Annotated in this window: 21 protein-coding genes and 1 riboswitch; of the genes, 19 read left to right on the top strand and 2 right to left on the bottom strand. The window is 27.7% G+C overall.

Annotated features, from left to right (window positions below; genetic code table 4):
- Positions 1-55 precede the first annotated feature (55 nt).
- The 14 genes from MTABA_RS03760 to MTABA_RS03695 all read left to right on the top strand — a co-directional run bounded on the left by MTABA_RS03760 (position 56) and on the right by MTABA_RS03695 (position 15,162).
- The gene (locus tag MTABA_RS03760) at positions 56-1,147 is read left to right on the top strand and encodes an HU family DNA-binding protein (RefSeq protein ID WP_100679830.1); all 1,092 of its coding nucleotides are present in this window, start codon (positions 56-58) and stop codon (positions 1,145-1,147) included.
- Between the two features lie 92 nt (positions 1,148-1,239).
- Positions 1,240-1,302, top strand: a riboswitch (nucleoside riboswitch).
- Positions 1,303-1,358: 56 nt separating this feature from the next.
- Complete coding sequence (locus tag MTABA_RS03755; protein ID WP_100679829.1) at positions 1,359-2,738, top strand: BMP family ABC transporter substrate-binding protein; 1,380 nt, start codon at positions 1,359-1,361, stop codon at positions 2,736-2,738.
- Positions 2,739-2,747: 9 nt separating this feature from the next.
- Positions 2,748-4,283 carry an ABC transporter ATP-binding protein gene (locus MTABA_RS03750; RefSeq protein WP_100679828.1) on the top strand — a complete coding sequence of 512 codons (1,536 nt, stop codon included), beginning with the start codon at positions 2,748-2,750 and terminating at the stop codon, positions 4,281-4,283.
- A 3-nt stretch (positions 4,284-4,286) separates the two neighbouring features.
- Positions 4,287-6,125: an ABC transporter permease gene (locus MTABA_RS03745; RefSeq protein ID WP_100679827.1), complete on the top strand. Its 1,839-nt coding sequence runs from the start codon at positions 4,287-4,289 to the stop codon at positions 6,123-6,125.
- Entirely contained in the window at positions 6,109-7,008 is a 900-nt protein-coding gene (locus tag MTABA_RS03740; RefSeq protein WP_100679826.1) for an ABC transporter permease, read from the top strand. The genes MTABA_RS03745 and MTABA_RS03740 overlap by 17 nt, the downstream gene beginning before the upstream one ends.
- 28 nt (positions 7,009-7,036) lie before the next feature.
- Positions 7,037-7,750, top strand: coding sequence for a purine-nucleoside phosphorylase (deoD, locus tag MTABA_RS03735; protein ID WP_100679825.1), 714 nt, complete (start codon positions 7,037-7,039; stop codon positions 7,748-7,750).
- A 106-nt stretch (positions 7,751-7,856) separates the two neighbouring features.
- Positions 7,857-9,485, top strand: a complete 1,629-nt coding sequence (locus tag MTABA_RS03730) for an APC family permease (protein WP_167373343.1) — start codon at positions 7,857-7,859, stop codon at positions 9,483-9,485.
- Positions 9,454-10,074 (top strand): CDP-diacylglycerol--glycerol-3-phosphate 3-phosphatidyltransferase, encoded by a 621-nt coding sequence (gene pgsA / locus MTABA_RS03725; RefSeq protein WP_100679824.1) that lies wholly within the window; start codon positions 9,454-9,456, stop codon positions 10,072-10,074. Before MTABA_RS03730 ends, pgsA begins: the two co-directional genes overlap by 32 nt.
- A gap of 99 nt (positions 10,075-10,173) precedes the next feature.
- Positions 10,174-10,878 carry a 16S rRNA (guanine(527)-N(7))-methyltransferase RsmG gene (rsmG, locus tag MTABA_RS03720; RefSeq protein WP_100679823.1) on the top strand — a complete coding sequence of 235 codons (705 nt, stop codon included), beginning with the start codon at positions 10,174-10,176 and terminating at the stop codon, positions 10,876-10,878.
- Positions 10,878-11,075, top strand: a complete 198-nt coding sequence (locus tag MTABA_RS03715) for a DUF951 family protein (protein ID WP_100679822.1) — start codon at positions 10,878-10,880, stop codon at positions 11,073-11,075. Before rsmG ends, MTABA_RS03715 begins: the two co-directional genes overlap by 1 nt.
- Position 11,076: 1 nt before the next feature.
- A complete protein-coding gene (ychF, locus tag MTABA_RS03710; protein ID WP_100679821.1) occupies positions 11,077-12,171 on the top strand; it encodes a redox-regulated ATPase YchF in 1,095 nt (364 codons plus the stop codon).
- Positions 12,172-12,178: 7 nt separating this feature from the next.
- Positions 12,179-12,856 (top strand): YgjP family zinc-dependent metalloprotease, encoded by a 678-nt coding sequence (locus MTABA_RS03705; RefSeq protein WP_244166539.1) that lies wholly within the window; start codon positions 12,179-12,181, stop codon positions 12,854-12,856.
- A gap of 176 nt (positions 12,857-13,032) precedes the next feature.
- On the top strand, positions 13,033-14,424 hold the full coding sequence (locus MTABA_RS03700) for a uracil-xanthine permease family protein (protein ID WP_100679820.1): 1,392 nt from the start codon (positions 13,033-13,035) through the stop codon (positions 14,422-14,424).
- 54 nt (positions 14,425-14,478) lie between these two features.
- Positions 14,479-15,162, top strand: coding sequence for a hypothetical protein (locus MTABA_RS03695; RefSeq protein ID WP_100679819.1), 684 nt, complete (start codon positions 14,479-14,481; stop codon positions 15,160-15,162).
- Positions 15,163-15,212: 50 nt separating this feature from the next.
- Here the strand turns inward: MTABA_RS03695 and MTABA_RS03690 are convergent, their stop codons facing one another.
- Together MTABA_RS03690 and topA are read right to left on the bottom strand one after the other, a co-directional pair.
- A complete protein-coding gene (locus MTABA_RS03690) occupies positions 15,213-16,178 on the bottom strand; it encodes an IS30 family transposase (protein ID WP_100679818.1) in 966 nt (321 codons plus the stop codon).
- Positions 16,179-16,296: 118 nt separating this feature from the next.
- Complete coding sequence (topA, locus tag MTABA_RS03685; RefSeq protein WP_100679817.1) at positions 16,297-18,228, bottom strand: type I DNA topoisomerase; 1,932 nt, start codon at positions 18,226-18,228, stop codon at positions 16,297-16,299.
- Between the two features lie 177 nt (positions 18,229-18,405).
- Between topA and MTABA_RS03680 the strand changes: the two genes are divergently transcribed.
- The 5 genes from MTABA_RS03680 to rpoE are packed head-to-tail and all read left to right on the top strand — an operon-like array spanning position 18,406 to position 24,699.
- Positions 18,406-19,734, top strand: a complete 1,329-nt coding sequence (locus tag MTABA_RS03680; RefSeq protein WP_100679816.1) for an FAD-dependent oxidoreductase — start codon at positions 18,406-18,408, stop codon at positions 19,732-19,734.
- A gap of 31 nt (positions 19,735-19,765) precedes the next feature.
- Complete coding sequence (locus MTABA_RS03675) at positions 19,766-21,556, top strand: dicarboxylate/amino acid:cation symporter (RefSeq protein ID WP_244166538.1); 1,791 nt, start codon at positions 19,766-19,768, stop codon at positions 21,554-21,556.
- Positions 21,557-21,604: 48 nt separating this feature from the next.
- Positions 21,605-23,053: a glutamate--tRNA ligase gene (gene gltX / locus MTABA_RS03670; protein ID WP_100679815.1), complete on the top strand. Its 1,449-nt coding sequence runs from the start codon at positions 21,605-21,607 to the stop codon at positions 23,051-23,053.
- Between the two features lie 8 nt (positions 23,054-23,061).
- Positions 23,062-24,270, top strand: coding sequence for an HD domain-containing protein (locus tag MTABA_RS03665; protein ID WP_100679814.1), 1,209 nt, complete (start codon positions 23,062-23,064; stop codon positions 24,268-24,270).
- A gap of 24 nt (positions 24,271-24,294) precedes the next feature.
- Complete coding sequence (rpoE, locus tag MTABA_RS03660; RefSeq protein WP_167373341.1) at positions 24,295-24,699, top strand: DNA-directed RNA polymerase subunit delta; 405 nt, start codon at positions 24,295-24,297, stop codon at positions 24,697-24,699.
- Positions 24,700-24,705: the final 6 nt, after the last annotated feature.

Below are 24,705 nucleotides of genomic sequence, written 5' to 3'. Positions count from 1 at the left end.
GTTCACTGACCAAAATAATTGGTTATAATTATATAAAAAAGAAGGAGGCATAAATATGTCAATTGAAATGAAAAATAAAAAGCATACAAACTCAATTGCAATGATATTTCTTTTAGTTTTATTTATAGCTTTAGTAATTGCATTTAAACTTATAAACCAAGCTACAAATGGAACATCTGAATGAGTTCAAACAATAGCAAACTCAGGGCTTGTTGAATCAAAATATGTAGATGCAACATGATTTACAAATAATGGGTTATCTCATTTTTTAACAGGCCCTATAGGATTTAAATCATTCGCTCAATTTAAATTAGTAACAAGAATTGGTGAAAACAATATTTTCCTATTACCTGTTTTTTGAGATTTACTAATTAATTGAATTGCTCTTGTAGGAACTATATTTTTAGTTATTTCAATAATTTTAAGCTTTGTTAACGAAAATAGAATTAATAGAATTCTTTCTGAAAAAGGTTCTACAACAGCGGCTGAAGAAGTTAAAGAAATTACTAAAGATGAAATTAAACAAGAGGCCAAAGAATTAGAAGAAAAATTAGAAGAAGTGGTTGTTGTTAAAAAACCAGTTAAAAAGAAAACAAAAAAACCAGTAGCTAAGAAACAAACAGTTAAAAAAGTTGCTGAACCTAAAGTTGAAGAAGTTAAAGTTGCTGAAACAAAAAAACCAGTAGCTAAGAAACAAACAGTTAAAAAAGTTGCTGAACCTAAAGTTGAAGAAGTTAAAGTTGCTGAAACAAAAAAACCAGAAGTAGCATTATCGACTTCAAAAAATGAAACAGTTTATGTTATCAAAAAACATTATAACCAAGTTTCTAAAAAAGATCTTTTAATTAAAATAGAAGAAGCTAACTCAGAATTTAGCAAGAAATCAGTTAAAAAAGTTGTCGATAGCGCCTTTGAAATTATGAGCAATGCAATTTTAAATAACGAAGAAATTGTAATACCAAATTTTGGTAAATTGTCAAAGATTCATAAAGAAGCTAAAAAAGGTAAAAACCCATTAACTGGTGAAAGCATTGATATTTTAGCGTCTAATACAGTTAAATTTAAAGCAAACAAGCATTTAAAAGAAAATATGTCAAAAGGCAAATGAACTGGATTAACAAAAGTTAAAAAAGAAATTAAAAAATAATATTTTAAAACACCAATTGGTGTTTTTTAGTATATCATGTTAATTTTTTAAATAAAAAAGTATATAATAAACTAAACAATTGAATAAAAAAAACTTATACATGACAACATAATGGGTTGTCGATCCGCCTTTGGACCTATCCACAGACTATAAGTGCGGGGGTTTTTTATGCAGTAAAGAACCTCTTTTTCTTTGTTTAGAAGGAGTAAAGATGAAAAAACTATTGTTAGCATTGCTAACCACTGCAATAATAAGTACAAGTTTAACTAGTGTTGTTTCTTGTGGAATTGAAAAACATTTCGGTGGAATTTATTTAATAACTGATTCTGGTAAAGTCGATGATAAATCATTTAATCAATCAACTTATGAAGCAGGAACTGAATTTACGAATAATATTTTAGGAATTAATAAAAAAATAGCTTATATTCAACCTGAGTCTACAGCACCAAAAACAATGAAAAGAGCTTACAAAACAGCAAAAAGTAATAATGCAAAAACATTACTATTGCCAGGTTTTCATCATTCAATGCCAGGAGAAGGTGAGCACCAAGGCGCTGAGGTCATGAAAAATTCAGGATCAACAATAATATTAGATTCATACAGTGATGCTAAAAATGAAATAGGTGTTGTATTTAGAGGAGATGTTTCTGGTTTCTACGCTGGAATGTCATCAATAATATATTCATTAAAAAATGAAAATTATACAAATAACACACTTTCTTTAGGAGCATTTGGAGGAGTTTCTAATCCTGCATCAGTTGATAATTTTATTGTTGGATTCTTGGCTTCAATAGATGTTTACAATGAATTAAAAAAACAAGATAGTTTTTTAGAAGAATTTGGTATTGATAAAGAACTTGCAGACAAGGTCGTTGTTACAAAAGCACAAAAAGGCTGACCAAAATCTAAAGATGACACAACGTGATTCTCAAATAGTTTTTTAATAGGACAATCTAAATTAGTTTTAGATAATTTAAAAGATACAACAAAGTCAATTAAGCCAAATGTTTTAATGCCAGTTGCTGGCCCACAGGTTTCTGATGCAATTAGTTATGATACTTCTTGAAAAGTGATTGGTGTTGATACTAATACGGCTGAATCATACGGAAAAGATGCTGAAAATAGATTCATAACTTCAGCTGAAAAAGATTTAAAAAATGCTGCAATAGTTTCACTAGCTCATACTCCCGAGTGAATGAACAATAATGAATATCCAAATATTTTAAAGGATGTTGCTGAAGGATATTCAGATAAAATACAATTAACAAAAGAAGTTAAAGATCAAGAGGGTAAATCTGAATTTATCGATGTTGATATTAAGAATGAAGAATCATGAACTGGAACAGACGTTTGAGTTAATGGGACAATGTCTTATGGAGGATATAATCTCTTAGATGAAGAATTAGCTCAACATATTAAAAAATACTTTAGTGCAGATGCTTTAACAGAAGCTTCAAAAAAATTATTTTCTGATTATATAAACGGAAAAAAACCTTCATCAGGAACAATAATAGCAGCTGATCCTATTTCAGATTATGCAAAAACAGTAGTTAAAAATTTAAGTCAAAAACCGGAAACAGGTAAAGAGTAAAGGAGAATCATGAAAAATATTAATGCTGTAGAAATGAAAAATATTTCAATGATTTTCAATAAAAAAATTGTTGCCAATAAAAATATTAATTTAGAAGTTAAAAAAGGTGAAGTTCATGCTTTAATGGGTGAAAATGGAGCTGGTAAATCAACACTAATGTCAATCCTTTTTGGAATTTATGAACCAACAGAAGGAAATATATTTATTAATGGTAAAGAAGAAATAATTTCTTCACCAGTTAAAGCAACCAAACTTGGAATTGGAATGGTTCACCAACACTTTAAGTTGATTGATATTTTTCCAATTTGAAAAAATATCATTTTAGGAACAGAAGAAACTAAATATAAACAATTTATTAATAAGAAAAAAATTATTCAAGATTTAACAAAAATAATGAAAGAGTATAATCTTGAAGTGGATTTGAACGCTAAAGTAAAAGATATTTCAGTAGGTATGAAGCAAAGAGTTGAAATACTAAAAATTCTTTATAGAAAAGCTGAAATAATGGTTTTTGATGAACCGACCGCAGTTTTAACTCCAACCGAAATTGATGGTCTTTTAAAAGTTATAAAAGATTTGAAATCCATGGGAAAAACAATAATATTAATAACACATAAAATGGCTGAAATCAAAGAAGTAGCAGATACGGCAACTATTATTAGAAAAGGTCAACATGTAGGCACATATGATGTTAAAAAAACTTCTGCAAGTAAACTTGCAGAAGCAATGGTTGGAAGAAAAATTATAGAAATTAAAAATTTGCATAAGACAAACAATAATGAAGACTTGATTGTTTTTAAAAACTTAAGCGTCAAAAAAAACAGCAATAATAAAGTTTTAGGACTTAAAAACTTTTCAACAACAATTAAAGCGGGTGAAATTTTAGGAATTGCTGGTGTTGAAGGCAATGGACAAATAGAGTTAGCTGAAGCAATAAGCGGAATGGTAAAAGTTGAAAGTGGGAAAATTTTCATTAAAGACAAAAATATAACTCAAGATTCTATTAAAAAAAGATATATTGAGCACAAGATGGGTTTTATTCCTGAAGATAGACATAAATTTGGTTTAGTTTTAGATGCTAATTTAATAACTAATATCGCTCTTCAAGACATTTCAACAAAAAAATACAGTAAACGTGGTTTTATTAATAAAACAGCAATGCAAACAAACGCTCAGCAAATAATAAGTAAGTTTGATGTTAGAAACGCGGATTCTGGTTTTGCAATAGCAAGGCAATTATCAGGTGGAAACCAGCAAAAAATGATTATAGGTCGTGAGCTTTCAAGAGACAATGAGTTTATAATTATTTTTCAACCAACAAGAGGATTAGATGTAGGATCAATAGAGTTTATTCATGCTGAAATATTAAGAGCAAAAGATGAAGGAAAAGCAATTTTATTAATATCATATGAATTATCAGAAATATTACAATTATCAGATCGTATTTTAGTTTTAAATTCAGGTCAAGTAGTTGGTGAAATTTCAGGTAAAGAAGCGACAAGAGAAAAAATAGGGAAAATGATGGTTTCATCAGTGGTGGAGTAATTTATGAAAAAAATTAATCAATGAAAATTTAGAACAAGATCCATAGCTTATATAAAATCAACAACCTTCAAAACTAAAACATCATACGTTAAAGTTTCATTTATTTCAATTATTCTTGGACTACTATGTGGGATTATATTCTTGTATTGTTTTGGAATGAACGGATTTGGATTTATTTTTAGTAGCATGATTAAGCCATTTGCATCACCGGTTGAACCTGAAAGCACAGTTATACTGCTAGCTGTATTTATTTTATTAGGTCTTGGCCTTGCATTAGGGTTTAGAGTTAAATTGTTTAACATGGGAGGAAGCGGACAAGCAATTGGTGGTTTATTGATAACTTACTTATTTTTGAATGCAATAACAGGAGGCTCAGATTTTTCTAACTTGCCTGGTGGTTATGGAATACTTTTATTTTTAATATTTATAGTTTCAGGGGCTATAGTTTCTTCACTTACAGGTATATTAAAAGTTTTATTTAATATTCATGAAGTTGCAACTTCAATAGTTATTAACTGAATTCTTTGATACTTACTTAAATATGTATTATTTGTTAAATTTGATACACAATTAAATTCACCTAACTTACCAGAGGTTTTTGGTTCACAATTATGAGTATTTGCAATTGTGTTTGCTTTAGTTTCAATAGTACTTGTATTTGTTGTATGTGAAACTACAACAATAGGATATAAATATAAAGTTGTTGGAATGCAATCAACTGCGGCTAAATATGCTGGTATTAAAACAAACTCATTTATTATTGGCATAACTGCATTACAAGGAATATTTATATCAGCTGCTGGATTCTTTTATTACTTTGGATTAAAAAGTAACATATCAGTAACAAATGATATTATGCCATTGCTAGGATTTGATGGTATACCAATTGCACTAGTAGCATTTAATAACTTTATAGGAATAGTGCCAGTTGCGATATTATGAGCAATTTTAAAAGATGGAATTCAATTGACAATGAATTCTCCAGAATATATGGGACTTCCTTCAGAAACTTCAGATTTATTGTTTGGGATAATTATTTTATTTTCTACTATGTATTTAGTATTAATGAAAATAAATGTAACAAAATATTTTAGTACAATAGCATATAAAATTAAAAACCCTAAATTTAAATCTGAAATTCAGGTTATAAATTCAGAAATAAGAAAGTTAAAGAAACAAAGAAAAAGAATTTTGTTAAATAAAGAATTTAATTTACAAAAATCACAAATTAAAGAATTAAAATTAAAGATAAAATCATCAACAGCTGATATAAAAATTTTAAAAGAAGAATTAAATAGTTTTATTTACGAATATCATGAATCAAAATCATTTAAGCTTTCAAAAATTAAAAATAGAATAAAAGATTTGAAAAATGAAAAAAAACATTTTATTGAAAACGAATTAGAAAAATACAAAATACAGTCAATTAAAGGCCTTAAAAATGTTTATGAAGGCAAATATAATACAACAACCTTTCCAATTTTAGATCAAGTTATTTTGTTTGAAGCAGAAATTCAAGTGATGACAGAAGCTATAAAAAAATCTGATAGTGATATTGCTGATAAACTTCTTAAAAATAAAACTAAGTTAGAAGAAAAAGCAATGGAATTAATTAATAAACAGGAAGTTCAAATTAGAGAGTTTAAAATTAACTACACTTTAACAAAACAAGAAGCAAATAATTTCTTAAAACAAATAAAACATCAATATAAAGCTGAAATAAAAGAGTTACAAGCGAAATCAGCTTCGAAAACATTTAGAAAATTAAAAATTAGAAAATTAAAAATTGATTTATTAGAAAAACAAATGGAGGTAGTAAAACTTTATGGAAGCAATATTTAGTTTAGCTTTAGGTTTCTTTGTAGTTTTCACTTTAGGAGCTATCTCAGGAATGTTTTCAGAAAGATCAGGAGTTGTAAATTTGGGAATTGAAGGATTTATGACAATCGGTGCACTAGCATATGTATCATTTTGCTTTATGATTAAAAAAACAACTAATAATTACGAAGATTTGCATATTCTATATTTAATAATAGGTGCTATATTTTCAATGGTTGTTGCAGGAATATTTTCATTGCTTCAAACATTAATGGTTTTAAAACTAAAAACAGACCAAATAATTTCGGGTACAGTAATTAATTTACTTGCACAAGGTATTGCACTATTTATAGTTCATATCCAAGGATTTGGGACGGGTGGAACTATTTTGGGTTCAATAAGCCCAAAATTATTATCATTTAATTATTTCGTTGCTTATGCAGTATTTACAATGTTAATAACAGTTGGTATTGGTTTATATTTCACTTTTACAAAAATTGGAACTAGACACATAGCTGCAGGAGAAAACCCAAACGCATTGGATGCAGCTGGAGTTAAAGTTAATAAATACAGATTTATTTGTATAACAATTTCAGGAGCAATTGCAGGTTTAGCTGGAACAATGTTTGTTGTTACACAATCGCTTCAAAACTTTAATGGAAGTGTTCAAGGATTAGGATTTATTGCATTAGCAATTATGATTATTGGTCAATGAAGAGTTAACTTAATTGTTATGTTCTCAATTGTGTTCTCAATAATGTTCAGTATTGGTCAAAAAATAACAGGTTTAAATTCATTACCAAGAGCTTTACCATTTATTATGTCAATTGTAGTTATGGTTATTGCTTCGAAATGATCATCACCGCCTCAAGCCAGTGGTATACCATTTGATAAAACTTTAAGATAAAATAATTATTAGAAATAGAGGAATTAATATGACACCACACATTAGTGCAAAAAAAGAAGAAATTGCAAAAACAGTTTTAATGCCAGGAGACCCCTTAAGGGCTAAAAAAATTGCTGAAACATATTTGGAAAATGTTAAATTAGTTAATGAAGTCAGAAATATGTTTATGTATACTGGAACTTACAAAGGCATAGAAGTAACAATAGCTGGAAGTGGAATGGGATGCCCAAGTATTGGAATATATTCATACGAATTATTTAATTTTTATGATGTAGAAAATATTATTAGAATAGGCTCAGCGGGTAGTTATAAAGAAGAAATTAAAGTTTATGATGTATATAATGTAAAAGAAGCGTATGGAGATAGTAACTATGCTAAATTAGCTGCAAATATAGATGATAAAGTAATTAAAGCAGGAGAAAAACTTTATTCATTAATTGAAAAAATAGCAGCAGACAAAAATATTAAAACTTTAACTGGTAGAGCTCATTCAGCAGACGTTTTCTATCGTCATGATGACATAACTGAATTTGTTAAGGAAAATAAATTAGATGTTGTTGAAATGGAATCTGTAGCTTTATTTGCAAATGCAATTAAAGCTAAAAAACAAGCAGCCTGTTTATTAACAGTTTCTGATAATTTAATAACAAAAGAAATTACATCTGCTGAAGAAAGACAAAATAACTTTATGCAAATGGTTGAAATTGCTTTAGAAGTAGCAGTTAAATCAGAAAGAAAATAATATTTAAAAAAGGCGCAATTAATGTGTCTTTTTTCTATGACTTGTTTTGTTGCCTTTTTTTTGATATATTTTTTTATAACTTGTAAAAAAAGAAAGAGAAAAAATTATGTTTAAGAAAAAAGATAAAAGTTCTAAAGTTTATGAATTTTGATACTTGTTCTTGCTTATTGTAGGAATTTGTATTGGTTCAGGAATTTATGTAAAAAACCAAGAATTAATCAGTCAAACAAAGAGTCCTTGAATAGCAACAGTTTTATGATTAACAATTGGTATGGTTTGTGTTATTTCAATTGTTGTTTTCATGGAAATCGCAAAATCAACAGAAAAAGAGGGAAACGGTACGGTAAGTAATTGATGTAAATTATTTATTAATAGAAAATTTGCTTCATTTGTTTCTGTTTTATATACCACTATTTATATGCCGGCTTATCAATCAATATTTGTGAGTTTAACAATTGCGTATTTCTTTGCATTCACTGGGATTACTCCAAACCCAGCGGCGTTGTTAAGTGTCTATATTATTGTCGGTGTTTCACTATATGTATTTTTTGCATTTGTAAATATATATGCTGCCAACATTTCAAGAAAAATGCAATTTTTAGCAATGTTTATTAAATTTATTCCTTTAATTATTGCATTTTTTGCAGGATTTTTAATTGCGATTTTAGGTTCTAATCCAGAAGGAAACGGAATGGGTATGGCAAATGGTAAAGATTTATTATTTATGAATTTTTTAGGAGGAATGGGAGCTATACTTTTCTCTTTTGATGGCTATATTTTTACTGCTAATACTCAAAAGAGCGCTAAAAACAAAGAAATAGTTCCGATAGCAATTATTTCTGGTTTAGTATTTATAACATTATTTTATGTGTTAATGGCGTTTTCTTTATTTTTAGGTGGAGATGGTAGTGTTGAAGCGGTTTTAATTCAAGTTTTTTCAGGGTTTAGCAAAAATCCTTCAAACACTTCAATAAAAGCAGCAAGTACTGTTGTTTACTTAATTATGTTTTTAATTTGCTTACTAAATATTAATATGTTTACTCACTTTGGTACATCAAATTTATTATCAGATCACAATATGAAATTAATTTATTTGAAAAAAGGAGGCAATGGTTTCAAAAAATCAGCTTTTACCCAAGTTGCAATTTCTTTGACATTCTATATAGCTTTAATTTTAATTGGTGCATTAACTAGTCATGGAACATGAAAAGGTATGTCTTCAGCAGCTTCAAGTAATGGTAATTCACCAGATTTAAGTTATTTAACAGCTCCAATGTTTTATATAGGAATAATGTCATCAGTGTGTGTTGTATTGATTTTCATTGTGATATCAGTGTTAATGATAGCAGCAATGGTGAATAGAAAAACTCAAAAAGTAAAAGTAAATAAGGTTAAGTATTTTTTACCAGCCGCTGTTATTTCAACAATATTATTTTTATTCTTTACAATATGTGGATTAGTTGTATTTTTAGCGCCTCAATTATTAGATAAAAAAAATATGAATTGAACAACTAATGGCGGGATGATGTTTACTATAATATTTATTGTAACTTTAGGTGCAACAATTGTTGTATGATTATTACAAGAAAGAATGTTCAAGAAATATCCATTTGAAAATGGTTTTGATGGTGAAATTGATAAAGACATGAAGGTTAATAACTGAATGGCAGCAAAAGAAGCCCAAGAACTAAGAGAGTTAGCAAATGAATCAAAAACAAAAATTAAATCTGCCTAATATATTAACGTTTATAAGATTATTACTTGTACCCGTTGTTATAATACTAGTTATGGCAAATATTTTGAAATGAGATAAAAATTTTATAGTTGGTAATGATAATTCATCATTTAATATAACTATTACTATGCTGTTAGCGGGCATTGTATTTATGATAGCAAGTTTTACAGATTTTTTAGATGGTTATTTAGCTAGAAAAAATAATCAAGTAACAGACTTTGGTAAATTTTTTGATCCAATTGCTGACAAATTATTGGTTAATGCGACATTAATTTTGTTTGCGTCAAATATTGCTATAATACCTGTGTGAATAACTTTGATTTTAATTTTAAGAGATATATTTGTTGATTTCATTAGAATGATATTAAGTTCAAAAAATATAACATTATCAGCTGGAATTTTTGGTAAATTAAAAACTATATTTCAAATGATAGGATTATCATTGTTGTTCTTTATTAGCTCATACACAATTTCAGATATAAAAATCTGGCAAGAACAGCTAGTTTTAATACCAATGTATATTGCTGTTGCTTTTAGTATGTATAGTGGATTAGACTATTTCTTGAAAGCAAGAAAAAATTTGTTTTAATTTTAAAAGGAGCTTAAGTTCCTTTTTATTTTGCTTGGTCTAAAAAAACACACTATATGCTATAATAATTTAAGTTAAATAAGAAATGAGGATGGATTAATGTTTGATAATTGAAAAATTTTTGAAAATAATTTAGGCTTTATTCCGTCAAATGAAATAAAAGAAAAATTAGCTAAATATTATGAAATACTTGTGCAAGAAAATTCAAAGTATAACTTAACAAGAATAATTAGTGAAGACGATGTATATGAAAAACACTTTTTAGACTCTTTACTTTTTACTAAAGAGTTTCAAATAAGTAATCAGAAAATTATTGATATAGGAACAGGGCCAGGTTTTCCTGGGATTGTTTTAAAAATATTTTTCCCAGATACACATATAACTTTAATTGACTCAAATAATAAAAAAATAAACTTCTTAAATATTGTAATCGATAAATTAAATCTAAAAAAAATTGAGGCTAAACATGATAGAGCAGAAGAATTAGCGAGAAAAGAGAATGAGAATTATGACATTGCTATTTCAAGAGCTGTTGCATATTTAGATGTAATTTTGGAATTAGTTGTTAGATTTTTGAAAATTGATGGCCAAGCTATTTTATTAAAAGGACCAAGAGCTGAAGAAGAAATTAAAAACTCAAAACAAATAGAAAAAAAATTAAAAATAACATTGGTTAATAAACAAATACTTCCTGATACAGGATTTGGAGAAAGGGTAAACTTGTTTTATCAAAAGAATATTTCAACCCCAGAACTTTATCCAAGAGATTACGCAAAAATAGTTAAAGAAAGTGGTAAAAAGTAATGCATGCAAAATTGCAAATTGGCGATATTGTAGTTTTTAAAAAGCCGCACCCAAGTGGAACAACAAAATGAGAGCTTATTCGTATTGGTTCATTATACAAGTTTAGAAGTACAAATAAATTTGATCTTTTTATTGAATTAAGAAGAAGTGTTCTAGACAAACAGATAAAAGAAATAAATGAGAAAAAAGGAGAATAATATGAGTTTAAAAGTAGGAATTGTAGGATTACCAAATGTTGGTAAATCAACTTTATTTAATGCTATAACTAATTCAAAAGTAGAAGCAGCAAATTACCCATTTGCAACAATTGAACCAAATGTTGGAGTCGTTGAAGTGCCAGATGAAAGATTAGATAAAATAAATGAAATTTTTAATTCAAAGAAAAAAATAGCAACGACAATTGAATTTGTTGATATTGCAGGTTTAATTGCCGGAGCTTCAAAGGGCGAAGGATTGGGTAATGCTTTTTTAGCAAATATTAGAGAAACTGACGCTATTTGTGAAGTTGTTAGATGTTTTGATAACAAAGATATTACTCACGTTGAGGGAAGCGTTGATCCAATCAGGGATATTGAAATAATTAATTTAGAATTAATGTTATCTGATGAAGCTACTATTAAAAAAAGAATTGAAAGAATAACACCAAAAGTTCGTGGTGGCGATAAAACTTTTAGTGCTGAAATGGAAGTATTAAAAAAGGCAGAAGCATGTTTAGATCAAAATAAACTTTTAAACACTTTAGAGTTAAATGAGGAAGAAGATAAAATTCTTAAAGGATTCCAGTTTTTAACTGCTAAAACTTTTATTTACGTTGCAAACGTTAATGATGATGAATTAATAGAAGACAATCAATATGTTAAACAAGTTAAGGAATTTGCTTTAAACAATAATTCATCAGTAGTTAAAATTTGTGCAAAAATTGAAGAAGATTTAAGTGAAGCAACTGTTGAAGAAAAGACAGAATTTTTAAATGATTTAGGTGTAAAATACTCTGGGCTAGAACAAGTTATAAAGGCTGCTTATAAAGCCTTAAACTTACAAACATATTTTACTGCAGGACCTCAAGAAGCAAGAAGTTGACAATACAAGAAAGGATGAACAGCTCCTCAATGTGCTGGAGTTATTCATACAGACTTTGAAAGAGGATTTATTAAAGCTGATATTTACAATGTTCAAGATTTGATTGAATTAGGCGATGAAAAGAAAGTTAAAGAATTTGGTAAGATGCGCCTTGAAGGCAAGAGCTACATAATGCAAGATGGTGATGTTTGTTTCTTTAAATTCAATGTATAGTTTAAAAATGAAGAAAACGTTGTCTTATCAAGGCAATAATCTAAGTTACACTATTACATATAAAGAACAAAAACACATCATATTAAGAGTTATACAAGGTGAAGTTAGAATAAGTGCACCGCATAATACGCCAGACTGAGAAGTAGAAAAAATTCTTTATAAAAATATTTCAAAAATAGTCTCAGTTCAAAATCAACATATAATAGCTTCTGTGTATGATTTAAATACTTTAAAACCATGGGTTAAGATATTTGATGAAGAAATAGAAGTTATAATTGATAAAACTCTGACTAGATCTAAAATTGAAAATAATAAAATTTATATGAAAAACTATTTTGATCAAGAAGAACAAATTAAAAAGTTATATAGTCTATTAGCTAGACATTACAAAAATTGATTTATCTCTAGAACAATTGATTGAAGTCTAAAAATGAATGTTCAATTTAGAAATGTAAATGTTAAGCTAATGAAAGCTAAATGGGGATATTGTTTGCCAAAAGAGTTAAAAATTGCTTATAACACTAAATTACTTCATTTTAACGATGAAATAATTAGTTACGTAATTATTCATGAACTTACACATATTCTTCATCCAAATCATTCAAAAGAGTTTTGACATTTTGTTCAAAGATACTGTCCAAACTATAAAGAGTTGCAAACTAAATTAAATTCGACAGGTATATAGATTTTTTTATTTAAATAAACTATAATAATTTTTAAGATTTATTGGAGGTAGATATGAAAAAAATAATAAAAGCATTACATCACAAACCAACAATAATCGATAATGAGTTTTTAACAACCAAATAATCGTCTTTTATAGACGATTATTTTTTTTGTAAAAACAGAAAGAGAGGAAAAATGCAAGAAGTAAAACAAGAAGAATTTGGCTTAGCTTTAGAACCTAGAGAAAGACCAAAAAGTTATGGAGAATGATTCATATTTTCAATACAACACGTATTTGCAATGTTTGGTTCAACAGTACTTGTTCCAATTATTATCAATGGGTTAGCTAAAGAAGAAGTAATGACTTCATCAATGGCATTATTTTGTTCAGGAGTTGGAACTCTAATTTATATAGCTTTAACAAAAGCTAAAGTCCCAATGTACTTAGGAAGCTCATTTGCTTATATGACAGCAATTGGTATGAATTATCAAGCTTATGGGAATTCAGTATTTGTAGCCGTTATGGTTGCAGGACTGATTTATATTTTGTTTGGAATACTAGTTTATTATTTAGGAACAGAAATTATTGAAAAAATATTTCCTGTTATAGTTATAGGACCATTAATTATGGTAATTGGATTAAGTGCTGCTCCATCTGCACTTGCAAATGCGGGAATAACAAGTACAGAAAATTGAAAAAAGGGATATGCTCAATGAATAGCGGCATTAATAGCAATATTTACTTTTATAGTAACAGTTCTAGTAACATTAAAAGCTAAAGGTATAGCAAAAGTTATTCCAGTTATGATTGGTATTTTAGCTGGCTTTACATTAAGTTTAATAATTCATTTTTCAATAAAAAATTCAACATTAATTGATACGTCTAAAATAACTGATGTATCTCAGTGAGAATGATATCCATCATTTAAGCCGCTTTGAAAACAAGAAGCAAAAAACATTTTCCCAGCGATACTAGCAATTTCACCATTAGCAATAATAGCAATGGCTGAACATATAGGCGATCACATTGCTATGGGTTATATAACTAAAAAAGATTTTGTAAGAGATCCGGGAATACATAGAACATTAATTGCTGATGGAGTTTCAATTGTGTTTGATGGATTAGTTGGTGGACCTCCAAATACAACATATGGAGAAAATACAGCAGTAGTTGGCATGACAAAGGTTGCATCTGTATGAGTGACAGGTGGTGCTGCAGTGATTGCAATTATATTATCTTTTGTAGCTCCAATTAACCAAATAATTTCAATGTTGCCAGAACCAGTAATGGGTGGTGTTGGAATGATTATGTTTGGTTTTATAAGTATTAATGGTGTAAGAATAATGATTACAAGTAAAACAGATTTTATGAATATGAGAAATGTATTTATATCATCAACAGTTTTAGTAATCGGTGTAGTACTTAGCGTTCTTGGCGAAGGAATAGATATTGGATCATTTAATATACCAGGATTAGGGTTAGCAGCATTTACTGGAATTATTTTAAATTTAGTTTTACCAGTAAAATTAAATGAAGGTTTTTGAACAATTGAATGAATAAAATCAAAATTCAAGAAGAGAAAATAATATTTTAATAGATATAAGATATAATCTTTGTAAATAAAATACAAGGTGGATATTATGAAAAAAATTCAAAAATTGCTAAGAAGAAATATTTTAATTGATGAAAGAACTCATAAGTACTATTTAGATGGAGTAGAAGTTGAAAAACCAAGTGTAACTAAATTAGTAGACCTTCTTTCACACCATGTTTTTGATACATCATTTGCAGAAACACCTGAAGGGAAAGAAATTTTAGAATTTGCTATTACAAGAGGCTTACATTTGCATAAAGTTGCTGAAGAGTTTATTAATAATGGAACAACTAATAACTGCTGTCAAGCTAATTCTCATTCCGAAATGAAAGAGTGATTATTGTGAGTTCTAAATAAAATTTCAATTGATTATCCTGAATCAGAAGGATGGGAAATAATAAGTGAACTATCATTAATAGGAAAAGAATACGTAGGAACTTTGGACATTTTGCTAATTAATTCAAAACTTAAAAAGTATGTAATTGGTGATATTAAAACAACAAAATTATTAGCAAAAAATAAGGAGGCATTACAAGTTGTTTTGTATAATGAATTATTAAAAGAAAGATTTAAGCAAGTTAAATTTTCGGATTTTGAATTGCAAAGCTTTTTTGTAATAAATTGCAATAATATTAATAAGCAAATATATTTAATAGATGATGAAACCCTTGAAATTGCTATCAAGGAAAAACAAGAAATTTTAAGTATTCTAAAATCATTAAAAATTTAAAAAAGCAAAGGGTTAGTCCTTTATAAATTAAAATTGGAAGTGCAATACTTCTAACCGAATGTCTCATAAAATTCCTGAGCTGATTTGTAGTTCAGAATTTTACGAGGCATTTTATTTATTTCATTTAATATTTCAATTATATTATCATCTGTTAAATTTGTAAAATTAGTTTTCTTAGGTAAATATCTTCTGATTAATCCATTAAAGTTTTCATTAGTGCTTTTTTCACAAGAAGCATACGTATTACATGTATAAAGTGGCACGCTTAATTCTTGTGTGACTTCATGTAAAAGATTAAATTCCATACCGTTATCTTTAGTGATAGATTTAATATTTAAATTTTCTTTTCCAATTAATTCTTTTAATTTTTCATTTGTATGTTTCATAGTTTTATTTTCTAGTTTAATTGCAAAACCCTTTCGGGTAACTCTTTCGACAAGTGTAATTATTGCTTTTGAAGTGTTACCTGAACCCACAACTAAATCTATTTCAAAATGACCTACTTCTTTTCTTTTATTAATATTTTTAGGTCTATAAGTAATTGGAATAGAGTTCATTTTTGAAATTTCTCATAGATATTTCTTATATTTACTAGACTTTTTTCATCAAAACCTAGGTCTAAGCAAGTCTTTTGATTTTATTTTTATTTGTTTATTTTTAATTCAATTGTAAACAGTTTGAGTTGTTGGGGTTTTGATTCCAAGTTCTTTGGCCTTAAAAACGCAAACATCAATACTAAAGCTTTTTGGATTAAAATTTGCATAAAGAAATCTTAAGAATTCCTTATATTTATTTATTTCATTTTGATGAGATAAGGTGTTATTAATGTCTCTAGTAAATTGCGCATCTTTAGCTTTATAAATTACAGCTGCTTTATTTCTTTTGATTTCTCTGTAAATCGTTGATCTATTTCTATTTAGTTCTTTAGCTATGAAAGAAACTGATTTATTTTGAACATTTAATAGATATTCAATTAATGTTCTTTCTTTTAAAAATATTTGTTTATAATTATTCATGGTAACTCCTTTGGGCTTTAGTCGGTCAAGGGGTTGCTTTTTTGTATCAAAAAAACTGCAATGCCTATGAGATTATTTTCTCATAAGTGTTGCAGTTCCAATTTTAATTCGTAAAGGGTTAGTCCTTTGCTTTTTCTTTATTTTCTTTTGCTTTTGCAACGTATTCTAATCAAGTTCCATCTTTTTGTTCATATTCACGATATCCACATTTTGTAGTAGTAAAGTTTGAACAACCTCTACCTCTACCAAATTTTGATTTGATAAAAACTAAACTACCTTCATGACATCTAGGGCATTTAATATCGCTAGTTTTTGCTTCTTGAATTTGTGCCTTTACTGATTCACTAAGTTCTTCATAAATACCTTTAATTCAGTCTTTATAATTAAAACTACCTTCAGCAATTTCATCAAGATTTTCTTCCATTTTTGCAGTGTAGTTTACATTAAAAAAATCTTCATATTTTTGATATAAAAACTCTTCTGCTTGATAACCTTTTTCTGTTACTTCAAATGGCTTACCTCTATGAGGTATAGCATATTCACGCTCTTTAAGTTTTGAAAGTGTTGGAGTATAAGTGGAAGGTCTACCAATACCTAACTCCTTTAATTCTTTAACTAAACTTGCTTGATTAAACATTCTTGGTGGAGAAGTTTTGGCGTCCTCACTAACTATAAACTCCTTGTTAATTGTAAAAACATAATTCTCTTTAAATTCAAATGGTGGTTTAATTTCCTCTTCATTTGAAATTTCGTCATCATTTTCATCAAGTTCTACATCTTCATCAGTTTCTGATTTATCTAACTTGTTATATCCTAAATCTAAAACTTCTTTTCAACTTTGTTTAAATTCATATCCGTTATTTCAGAAAGTTCAATTATGGTAAAAACCACTTGGTCCCTTCATTAATGATTTAACAGTATTTCATCATATTAAGTTATAAAGTCTAATCATATTCTTATCTTCAATTTGAGAAGAAATATTTTCAGGTCTTTGATTTAAATCAGTTGGTCTAATTGACTCATGGGCTTCTTGTGCATTAGTTTGAGTTTTTACAGAAACAGCTTCTTTAAAAAGATTGCCTTTAAAATTTTTATCAATAAATTTTTTTGCTTCTTTAATAAAATCGCTTGAATATCTATTTGAGTCAGTTCTTATATAAGTAACAAGTCCTGCTTCATAAAGTTTTTGAGCGGCCACAGTAATTTGAGCAGCACTCATTCTTAATTTACTAAAACCATCTTGTAATAAACTTGCTGTAGAATAAGGCTTAAAACTTCTTACTTCAAATTCTTTAGCTTTATATTTTGTACATTTGTAATTTTCACTTAAATTATTTTTTATAACTTTAGCTTGCTCTTCAGAAATATAATAGTTTTTTGGATCATTAACAACTAAATTATTGTCATCTTTGTATAAAAATAACTTAACATTCTGTTTTGGATCAATAACAAATATTTTTTTGTAAACTGTTTCTACGAACGCTTTAATAATTTTGTCACGATCAACAAGAATTTTTAATGCAGGTGTTTGAACCCTACCAGCACTTAATAATCCAGTACTCTTTTGTAAAGAATTAGAAACCATATATCCAATAATTTTATCTAGCATTTGTCTAGAAACTTGAGCATTAACTAAATCTAAATCAATTTCTCTCATTTCTCCAAATGCTTTTATAATAGCACTTTCAGTAATTTCATTAAATGTGATTCTTTTAATTTGCTTATTCTCTTTTGTGAATAAGTTTGCAAGGTGTCAAGCAATAGCTTCTCCTTCACGATCTGGATCGGAAGCAAGAATAATTTTTTCTGCTTTTTTGCCGGCTTTTAAAATTTCAGAAACATTCTTTTTCTTTGTTGCCTCAATTTTAAAAGTTGGAGTCATTGTTTGAAAATCTATTCCTAATCCTCAAGGTCCTGAATCTGCAATTTTATTAATATGCCCACCACTAGCTAAAACCTCAAAAGAATCTTCGGGAAAGTTTTTTTCTAGATAATGTTTTATTTTGTCAACCTTTGATGGTGATTCAAGTAATACTAAATATTTTGTCATACTCACACTTCTTTCATTGATTAATTTAAACCTTTTCAGAAGAGAATTTCAACTAAAAATAGTTTTTTTAAATTTGATGGCATATATATTATTAAATTAAAACTATAGTTTTATAATAACTTTTTACTTTTAAAAAAATAAGAATATAATATAAATAATTTTAAAAAAGGAGTTTAAATGAAAACTGTTATTATAGGTGGTTCTGCAACAGGCATGGGGGTTGCAGCTAAACTTAAAAGATTAGATGAAAAAAATGAAATAATTGTTATTCAAGATAAAGAATATGTTTCTCTAGGTGCTTGTGGTATTCCATATTTTGTAGGAAATAATTTTGTTGATGCAGAAATTTTGATTGCAAGACAAGTCGAAAAATTTGAAAAATCTGGAATATCTATAATCAATAACACAAAAGCAACAAAAATTGATTTTGAAAATAAATGTGTTGATTTTGAAGATGAAAAAATATTTTATGATAATTTAGTTATCGCTGTAGGGGCAAAACCAATAATTCCAGACATTAAAAATATAGAAGCTAACAATATATTCACTGTTAATTCAAAAGAAGATGGGATTGCAATTAAAAATATAATTTCTGATATGAGCAAGGTTCTAGTTATTGGATCAGGCCTTATTGGTTTGGAAATGGTTGAGAATATTAAACATAATACAAAAGCTGAAATATCAATTATTGAAAAAGCTGATCGAGTTTTGAAAAATTTATTTGACGAAGAATTTAGTGAATTAGTCGAACAAGAAATTAAAAGTCAAAATATAAATTTATACAAAGAAAACGAAATAATGGAATTTATTAAGGGTTCTGACAACAAAGTTTGTGGTGCTAAAACCATTAAAGGGGAAATAATACCATGTGACGTTGTAATTTTAAGCATTGGTGTTTCACCAAATACAGATTTTTTGAAAAATACGAAATTAGAATTGGAAAATAACGGTGCAATAAAAATTAATGAATATTGTGAAACAAATATTCCAAATGTTTTTGCAGGAGGAGATTGTTGTAGCAGTTTAAGCTATTTGTATAAAAACTCGAAAACATTTTATTTAGCAACTGTTGCAAATAAACAAGCAAAAATAATTGCAAGTAATATTAATCAAATTAAATCAAGTAAATTTGTAGGAGCTTTAGGAACTACAATAATAAGATTTTTTGATTTAGAGTTAGCAAGATCTGGTGAAAATAAAATGTTTATTCAAATGAACAACATAGAAACAAAAGAAATCTTAATAAAAGACAAAGATCATACTAATTATGTTGCTGGTCAACAAGAATTATGATTAAGAATAATTATTGATTGCAAAACAAAAGAAATTATAAATGCGCAAATGATAGGTAAGAATAAATCTGTCTTAAGAATTTATGGATTAGTTGGTTTAATTTGATCAAGAACAAAAGTTAATGAAGCTTTGGAACAAATTGATTTACCCTACTCGCCATCATTTTCAAGAACAACAGACATTATTCATATAGCCTTGAGTAAATTAATATAAAAAGTTAACAAAGAAAAAAGAGGAATCAAAAATGTTATTAAGTAGTTTTAAAGAAACTTTCCTTCAAAACTTTTTAAGCATAAGCACATGACAATCGCTTTTAGCAATTGTTTTGTTCTTTGGTTTAATGGGCGGTTTTTGATATGGATTAAAGCAAATGAAAATTAAGTTTATATATAGAATATTTATTGGAATTTCAATAGGATTATTTTTTGGTATTGTTATTCAGACAATAATAGGATTTCCAGGTGGATCTTGATTTTCTCATAAAGGAAACTCTGCATGAGCATTTGTGGACGGAAATTGACTAGATATTTCTGAGTATTACATAAAAAAACCTCAGTTACCAGGCCTTGAAGAAGTTAAAGACGAATATGTTCAAATTAAATCAATTGTCGGTTTGGAAGGATATAAATTTGTTATTAATGATTTAACAAAATTATCATTATTTAAAGATTCGAAAGGTGAAAGTTTGGCATTTATTAATGCTATCTCATTTAAACCTGAAGTTAAAACTGGAATAGATTGAATAATTGAATTTAATACATGAGCTTCAATGTTAAAGCAAATATTTATTAATGGAATTTTATTAATTACAATTCCTGTAGTTTTTATTGCCATTTTTAGAGTGGTTGCAAAACCAGGAAGTAAAGGGTTAGGAAGAATTTCTGGAAAAGCAGTGGCAATACTTTTAATTAATGTTGCAATAGCATTTACTATTACTTTTTGAATAGGATATGCACTAAAGATTGGTAAAGGTTTAAATTTTGACCAACAAATTCCTGGTGGATCAGGAAGAACTGATTCAAAAGCTTTGCCAGAAATAATTTGAGGGTATATTCCTTCAAACTTTGTTGCAACTTTATCAGCAACAGCAATAATACCAGTTATTGTACTGGCTGCTTTAGTTGGTTACGCAACAACATTTGTTAGAAAAAAACATCCTGAATCAATGGATAATTTAATGAATTTTATGGACAGAGCTTGAGATATAGTCATGTCTATATTAATGACATTTATGAAAATTATGCCATTAGCAGTTATGGCAATGCTAACAACTTCAATAACAACAAGAGCCATTGGTGCATTAGCATCAATTGGTCTAATACTAGCAATTGGATATTTGGGATTATTTATTATGTTAGGAGTAATGACATTGGTTTTATTCTTGTCAGGTATAAATGTGAAAGTGTGATGAAAACATGCTTGAAAACCTTTTATTCAAGCTTTCTCAACACAATCATCAAATGCAACGCTTCCAGTAACAATGGATACGTTATCAAATGAAATGAAAATTAGTGACAAAGTAACAAGTATTGTTGCCCCACTATCAACATCTCTTGGTTTAGTAGCTTGTGCTGGAGTCCAAGCGGGTTTAATAACATCAGTATTATATACAGGATCTGAAACTGTGGCAGCAATGAATATATTTGCTTTCTTTATTCTAGGTCTATTTACGACTATAGTAGCAAGTATTGGAATTGCAGGTGTACCAGGAACTGCAACTGTTGTTACATCTGCGGTTCTAAACGGAATTGGCTTTGGTGCATTCTTTGCTCCTGTGTATGCAATTTTTGGAGCAATCGATGGATTGTTTGATATGGGTAGAACTGCAACAAATGTAACTGGTGGTGTTTTTGTAGCAACACTTGTTGCAAAAGATGAACTGTTATTTGAAGAAGGAACAGAACTAATTTCTGAGAAAAAAATGCACTCTTTGATAGAAAACAAAACACAAAAAGAAAAATTAAAATTTGATAAAAATCAAATATCAAAGCAAAACAAAAAACAAGCAAAATCTAAAAAGAAAACAAATAAATAAAAAAATTGATAAAATAAATTAAGTTTAAATATTTTAAAAGGAGAAAACATGGCTAAGTTTAGATTAAGATATGCACCATCACCAACTGGCTTTTTACATATTGGAAATACAAGAACAGCATTAATGAATTATTTATTTGCTAAACATTATGATGGAGATTTCATTGTCAGAATAGAAGATACAGATTTGGAAAGAAATGTAGAAGGTGCTATTGAGTCACAATTTGAAAATTTAAATTGATTAGGTATAATTGTTGATGAATCTTTTTTAAACCCTGGTGATGCTCAATATGGAAAATATATGCAGTCTCAAAAGTTTGAAAGATATGAGCAATTAGCTAATGAACTTATTTTACAAAAGAAGGCATATCGTTGTTTTTGTACAAGCGAAGAATTAGAAAAAGATTATGAAGTGCAAGTTGCTAAAGGTATTGTTGCAACTAAATATTCAGGTAAATGCTCTAAACTAAGAGAATCTGAAATTGAATCTAATTTAAAATTAAATAAAAATTTTTCAGTAAGATTTTTAGTTCCAGAAGCTGCCTTAAATATTAAAGACTTTATAAAAGGAGATATTTCTTTTGATTCAAAAGAAATAGGTGATTTTGTTATTCTAAAAACTAATAAAATAGCAACTTATAATTTTGCTGTTGTGGTAGATGATTTTGATATGGGAATATCTCATGTATTAAGAGGTGAAGAACATATTTCAAATACGCCTAGACAAATTTTAATTTATAAAGCATTTGGATGAAAAACTCCTGAATTTGGTCACATGTCATTAATTGTTGATTCAACTGGTAAAAAGTTATCAAAAAGAAGCGGTAATGCATTGTTCTTTATTGAACAATATAAAAACCAGGGTTATTTACCTGAAGCAATGTTTAACTACATTTCATTATTAGGTTGGTCTCCAATTGGAGAAAAAGAACTTTTAACAAGAGAAGAATTAATTTCAATTTTTGATGATAAACGTTTTAGTAAGTCTCCTTCAACATTTGACATGACAAAAATGAAATGAATAAATTCACAATACATGAAAGCACTATCAGAAGAAAAATATTTAGAATTTACAAAAATATTTATTGATAAAGATAAGTTTGATATTTCTATTAGATCAGAAAAATGATTAAATCAAGTTTTATTATTGTTTAAAAAAGAGTTGGAATTTGCTCAACAAATAAATAATCACTTGCCAATTTTCTTTAACAACACGGTTATTACAAATCAAACTTTTGAAACATTAAGGTCAATTTGTGATAATGAAAAAGTTATTAAGGAATTTGAAAATCAAATTAATTTTTTAGCAGAATGAGAAATAGAATCAATTAAAAATCTAATTAAATCAGTAAGCGAAAAAACTGGTAAAAAAGGTAAGGATTTATTTATGCCAATTAGAATAGCTGCTTCAAGCTCTGAGCATGGGCCTTCACTAGCAGACGTTATTTATTTATTAGGAAAAGAAAAAATTTTAGCAAATATTGCTAAAGTTAAATAGGTAATATTATGGAAAAAGTTTTTAGAGATAGTGTGCATGGTGATGTTTTTATTCATGATGAAGTTTTCATGGAAATAATTAATTCATCAGAAATGCAACGTTTAAGAAGAATACTTCAATTAGGTGGAGCTCAATTTGCTTATGCAGGGGCTTCACATACAAGATTTACACATTGTATTGGAGTTTATCATATTATTTCTCAGTTCCTTAAAGCACCAGACTTCGCTAAAATATCTGCAAAAGATAAGAAAATAGTTTTATTAGCTGGATTAATGCATGATATTGGGCATGGCCCATTCTCTCATACATTTGAAAAAATAAGCAAAAGAAGTCATGAGGAATATAGTGCTGATATAATTAGAAATCCTAAAGGAAATATTGCGAAAATTTTGAAAAAACACAAAGTTGATCCTGAAGACATAATTGCTATATTAGAAGGTAAGTATCCAAACAAAATATTAAATTCTTTAGTAAGTAGCCAATTAGATGCTGATAGAATTGATTATTTAATGAGGGATTCTTATTATTGTGGTGTTAATTATTCTTCGTTGGATACAGAGTTTTTAATTAGAAACGTTAGAATTATCGACGATAAAATTGTTTTCCCTAAAAAAACAATTCACGCAATTGAATCATACTTGCTTGGTAGATATCATATGTACAAACAAGTATATGAACATAAATTGTCGACAGGCTTTGATGTAACACTTATAAGTTGATTTGAAAGAATTGTTGATTTAAACGAAAAAGGATATCAATTTGCGGATCAAAGAATAAATAATTATTTTAGTTATATTTTTAATGGACAAAATATTCCAATAGATTTATACTTAATTTTAGATGATTTTACAATGTTTGATATTATGAAAAATTGTCAAAAAGAAAATGACCACATTCTAAGTGATTTATCAGACCGATTAGTTAATAGAAATTTCTTGAAACTAAAAGAGGCTGATGAATTTAAAATAAGGGAAATTAAAAACTTATTAAAAGAAGAAGGCAAAGATCCTAAATATTATTTTATTGAACCAAAATTCAAGAAACCAAGTATTTATAAAGATGGTTTAACTGATGGTAAAGATCAAACTATTTATATAGTTGATAAAAATAATGTTGTTAAATCATTAACCAAATTTAGTTTATTAGCTAACACGGTTAAATATATTGAAGATGAAAAAACAATTAAAAAATACTTTTTCCCAAAAGAAGTAATGTAAAAATAGAAAGTAAGGGTGAATAGAATGGAAAGTTTATCAAATATTGATTTAGCTTACGAGCTTTTAAAAAAGCGTAAAAATCCAATGAAATTAATGGCTATCTGAGAAGCAATTAAAAATAAAGCAATCAATCACAAAAATGATGAAAATGAAGCTATCGCTGATTTATACAGTGATTTAGTTCTTGATGTTAGATTTGCTCTTTCTACTAAAGGCGAATGAGCTTTAAGTGATGATTCAAAAATTGATGACATTAAGAAAAAGTTTGATTCAAAGACAGTTAAAAAGAAAAAAACTGAATCAGATGATGAAATCGAAGAAACAGTATCTCATGATGAGGACGATGAAAATCCTGAAGTTTATGATGATCTGTTTGTTGAAGAGGAAGAAGACGATTCAACATCAATTTATTATGATGATGAAGATTAAAAAACG

The sequence above is a fragment of the Mesoplasma tabanidae genome (genome assembly GCF_002804025.1).
GTDB lineage: Bacteria > Bacillota_I > Bacilli_A > Mycoplasmatales > Mycoplasmataceae > Mesoplasma > Mesoplasma tabanidae.
The sequence above is the reverse complement of the archived record's forward strand: the minus strand, read 5'-3'. Positions and strand labels throughout refer to the sequence as shown.